Here is a 3948-nt window from a genome sequence, read left to right on the forward strand (position 1 = left end):
CCTCCAGGGGAGGGTAAGAGCTTCAGGCCTTCTCCAGCGCTGCGGTGAGATCCTCGATCAGATCATCCGCATGCTCGAGCCCCGCGGAGAAGCGGATGAAGCCTTCGCTGATGCCGAGCGCGGCGCGGTCTTCCGGTTTCAGGCGCTGATGCGTCGTTGTCGCCGGATGCGTCACCAGGCTCTTGGCGTCGCCGAGATTGTTGGAGATCTTCGCAAGCTTGAGCTCGTTGAGCACGCGGAACGCTCCCTGCTTGCCGCCCTTGACCTCGAAGCCGACCAGCGTCGAGCCGCCGCGCATCTGCTTCTTCACCAGCGCCGCCTGCGGATGATCGGCGCGGCCGGGGAACACCAGCCGTGAAATCTTCGGGTGGCTGGCCAGCACGTCGGCGATGCGGGCCGCCGTCTCGGTCTGCGCACGCACGCGCACGCCCAGCGTCTCCAGGCCCTTGAGCAGGACCCAGGCGTTGAACGGCGAGATCGACGGACCGGTCTGGCGCATGAAATTGTGGATGTGCTCGGCGATGAAGGCTTCCGACGACAGGATTATGCCGCCGAGGCAGCGGCCCTGGCCGTCGATGTGCTTGGTTGCGGAATAGACAACGACGTCCGCACCGAGTGCGAGCGGGCTCTGCCAGATCGGTGTCGCAAACACGTTGTCGACGATCAGCCGCGCGCCGCCCTTGTGCGCGATCTCGGCGATTCCGGGAATGTCGAGCACGTCGAGGGTCGGATTGGTCGGGCTCTCCAGGAAGAACGTTTTCGTATTCGGCTTCACCGCGCGTTGCCACTGGTCGAGATCGAGGCCATCGACCAGCGTGGTCTCGATGCCATAGCGCGGCAGGAGGTCCTGCACGACATAGAGGCACGAGCCGAACAGCGCGCGCGAGGCCACCACATGATCGCCGGCTTTCAGCGGCGCCAGGATCGCGGTCGTCACCGCGGCCATGCCGGTCGCGGCCGAGCGGGCGGCTTCGGCGCCTTCGAGCTCGATCATGCGGCGCTCGAACATCGCAATCGTCGGATTGGAATAGCGAGAGTAGATGAAGCCGGGATCCTCGCCCTTGAACCGCGCCTCGCATTCCTCGGCGCTGTTGTAGACATAGCCCTGCGTCAGGAACAGCGCCTCGGACGTCTCGCCATATTGCGAGCGCAAGGTGCCGGAATGGACCAGACGGGTTTCGGGACGGTAGTGTGCGGTGGACGCCGGGGACTTCGACATAGGACCTCTCCAACGTGACCATTCCTGAAAAATGGTCACAAAAAAACCGGCCTGGATATCTCCACTGGCCGGGATCACAGAGGTCCCCGGCCTGTTTAGCGATTTATTTAACGTGGCTGCAAGCCGGCCGGCTCAAATCACCACGGGATAAGTCATGCTCATATTCTGCAATGCCCTTTTCGTCAAGGCATCCATCGGATAGCCGTAAAGGGCTCGTTTTGCCGCGTTTTCGGATATGTTGACCCCGAAGAGGACCACCGTTTGACGTTTACGGTCGCTGCCGACGCCAATGGCATCCTGCCCGACCGCATGATCGCGGCGATGGCTGAGGGCGGCCTCATCCTGCCCGCCTACGATTTCGTCGAAAGCCAGATCCAGCCGGCGAGCCTCGACCTTCGCCTCGGCGACATCGCCTATCGTGTGCGTGCGAGCTTTCTGCCCGGCCCCGGCGCCACCGTCGCCGAGCGCATCGACGAATTGAAGCTGCACGAGTTCAGCCTCGCCGACGGCGCGGTGCTGGAGACCAACTGCGTCTACATCGTGCCGCTGCTCGAAAGCCTCGCGCTGCCGCCGGAGATCGTCGCGGCTGCGAACCCGAAGAGCTCGACCGGCCGGCTCGACGTCTTCACCCGCGTGATCGCCGACGGTACCCGCCGCTTCGACATGATCGGCGCCGGCTATCACGGCCCGCTCTATGCCGAGATCAGCCCGAAGACGTTTCCGGTGCTGGTGCGCGAGGGCTCGCGGCTCTCGCAGGTGCGCTTCCGCACCGGTGACGCCATCCTCAATGCCGACGAGCTCGACGCGCTGCATGCGGCCGAGCGCCTCGTCGACATCGACGATGCCGATCTCTCCGGCGGCGTCGCCGTCTCCGTCGATCTGTCCGGCGAGAAGGGTTCTGGTTTCGTCGGCTACCGCGCCAAGCGCCACACCGGCGTGGTCGATGTCGATCGCCGCTCCGGCTATGCCATCGGGGAGTTCTGGGAGCCGATCTCGGCGCGTCCTGACGGCAGTCTCATCCTCGATCCCGGTGAGTTCTATATCCTCGCTTCGAAAGAAGCCGTGCAGGTGCCGCCCGACTACGCCGCGGAGATGGTGCCGTTCGATCCGCTCGTCGGCGAATTCCGCGTGCACTATGCCGGCTTCTTCGATCCCGGCTTCGGTTACGCCGGCGCCGGCGGTCTGGGATCGCGCGCCGTGCTCGAAGTGCGCTCGCGCGAAGTGCCCTTCATCCTCGAGCACGGCCAGATCGTCGGCCGTCTCGTCTACGAGAAGATGCTGGCGCGCCCCGACGCCATGTACGGCCAGCGCATCGGCTCGAACTACCAGGCGCAGGGGCTGAAGCTGAGCAAGCATTTTCGGGTGTAATTCCGTAGCCCGGATTGCACTTCCAGGCTGGGCAAATATTCAATCAGCTTCGAGCAGAGTAGAAATACATTCGTTGCCGTAGGCGCTGGCACGTAGAAAATTTCATCGCGGTGACTGTGAGTGTCACATAAGAGAACTACGTTCTACGAGCCGGCGGCTGCACCGAATACTTGCCCAGCCTCTTCGCTCCATCCGGGCTACCGCTGAATTCGCCTCCGATTGCGTCGCTCCATCCGCGATGACACACTCCGGCAAAACAACAAGCCGGGAGCGAACATGACCGCCGCTTTGGACGCCGCGCAGCAAGCCCAATGGAAACGCTGGCGCGCGGTCGCCGATCTCTATCATGCCTATTTCACCGGCCTCATCCTCACCGTGGTCACGCGGCGGGGCACGGCGGATGCTGCCGAGTTCGTCTTCCGCGTGTTCCGCCGCCAGCAGCAGGAGCGCTTCCTGCCGGGCCTCGAAAAGCTCGGGCTCAGCCATCTGCCGCCAGCGGTCGCCGCCGCGCAATATCATTATCTCTCCAACTGGATCGGCGGCGTGCATGTTGAATACATGTACGAGAGCGACACCAAGGCCTGGATCCGCTATCCGCCGCCGCGCTGGATCTGGAAGGGCTCCGCGATCTGCGGCGTGCCGGGTGAAGTCTCACGCGCGATGCTGCGCGGCTGGCACGCCAACAATGGCGTCGCGCTCGGCGACATCAGGCTCGGCTTCGTCTGCACCAAGCAGAGCGTCGACGGCCAGGACGGGCTCGAAGGCTACTATCATCAGTACGACCACCCGCTCGAGCTCGACCAGCGCCTGGTGTTCGCGCGGCATCTCGAAGCGCCGCTGTTCGACGCGAAGGCCGCACCGGCCTTGCCGGTATCGAGCTGGCCGAAACCGCGGCTCGAAAAAGCCTATCGCAACTACGCGATGGAATATGTGCGCACCGCCGCGCCCGTGATGGTGCAGCTGTTCGGGCCGGAAGACGCGGGCTATCTGCTGCACCTCACCGGCAAGCTGATCGGGATGCAATATTTTGACAACGTCGCCGCCGCACTGGCGATGAGCCGTGGCGGCGCGCCCGAGTTCGCAGCCTTCCTCGACGCGCTGTTCGCCGCGCAGGATGATGCGGCCGCGACGACACAATCCGAAGGCGCTCTCGAAGTCCGCCAGCAGAGCTGGAGACTGATGCACGACGTCGCGGACTATCACCACGCGTGTAGCAAAGTGCTGGAAGGGCTGTTTGAAGGTCTCGCTGCCGGCTGCGGCCGGCAGATCGGCGTGCACATGCGCCCAGCTGCGGGCGGCCGTCCGCCGCTGGTCTGGACGATCGGGTAGGCAAAGGTGTCGCTGGGCTCCCTCTCCCGCTT

The 3948-nt window shown here is 64.3% G+C and carries 3 protein-coding genes and 1 riboswitch; of the genes, 2 read left to right on the forward strand and 1 reads right to left on the reverse strand.

Features of this window, described 5'->3' with window-relative positions; all coding sequences use genetic code 11:
* Nucleotides 1-22 precede the first annotated feature (22 nt).
* Nucleotides 23-1219, reverse strand: a complete 1197-nt coding sequence (locus FXV83_RS41910; RefSeq protein WP_148745837.1) for an O-succinylhomoserine sulfhydrylase — start codon at nt 1217-1219, stop codon at nt 23-25.
* Nucleotides 1220-1293: 74 nt separating this feature from the next.
* Nucleotides 1294-1373, reverse strand: a riboswitch (SAM riboswitch).
* A gap of 107 nt (nt 1374-1480) precedes the next feature.
* Between FXV83_RS41910 and FXV83_RS41915 the strand changes: the two genes are divergently transcribed.
* Nucleotides 1481-2587, forward strand: a complete 1107-nt coding sequence (locus tag FXV83_RS41915) for a 2'-deoxycytidine 5'-triphosphate deaminase (RefSeq protein ID WP_148745838.1) — start codon at nt 1481-1483, stop codon at nt 2585-2587.
* 276 nt (nt 2588-2863) lie between these two features.
* Nucleotides 2864-3916: a hypothetical protein gene (locus tag FXV83_RS41920; RefSeq protein WP_148745839.1), complete on the forward strand. Its 1053-nt coding sequence runs from the start codon at nt 2864-2866 to the stop codon at nt 3914-3916.
* The last annotated feature ends 32 nt before the right edge of the window (nt 3917-3948 follow it).

Source organism: Bradyrhizobium hipponense (genome assembly GCF_008123965.1).
GTDB lineage: Bacteria > Pseudomonadota > Alphaproteobacteria > Rhizobiales > Xanthobacteraceae > Bradyrhizobium > Bradyrhizobium hipponense.

Coding starts and splice junctions, on each gene's coding strand:
- FXV83_RS41910 (WP_148745837.1), bottom strand. CDS start 1,219: ATGTCGAAGTCCCCGGCGTCCACCGCACACTACCGTCCCGAAACCCGT.
- FXV83_RS41920 (WP_148745839.1), top strand. CDS start 2,864: ATGACCGCCGCTTTGGACGCCGCGCAGCAAGCCCAATGGAAACGCTGG.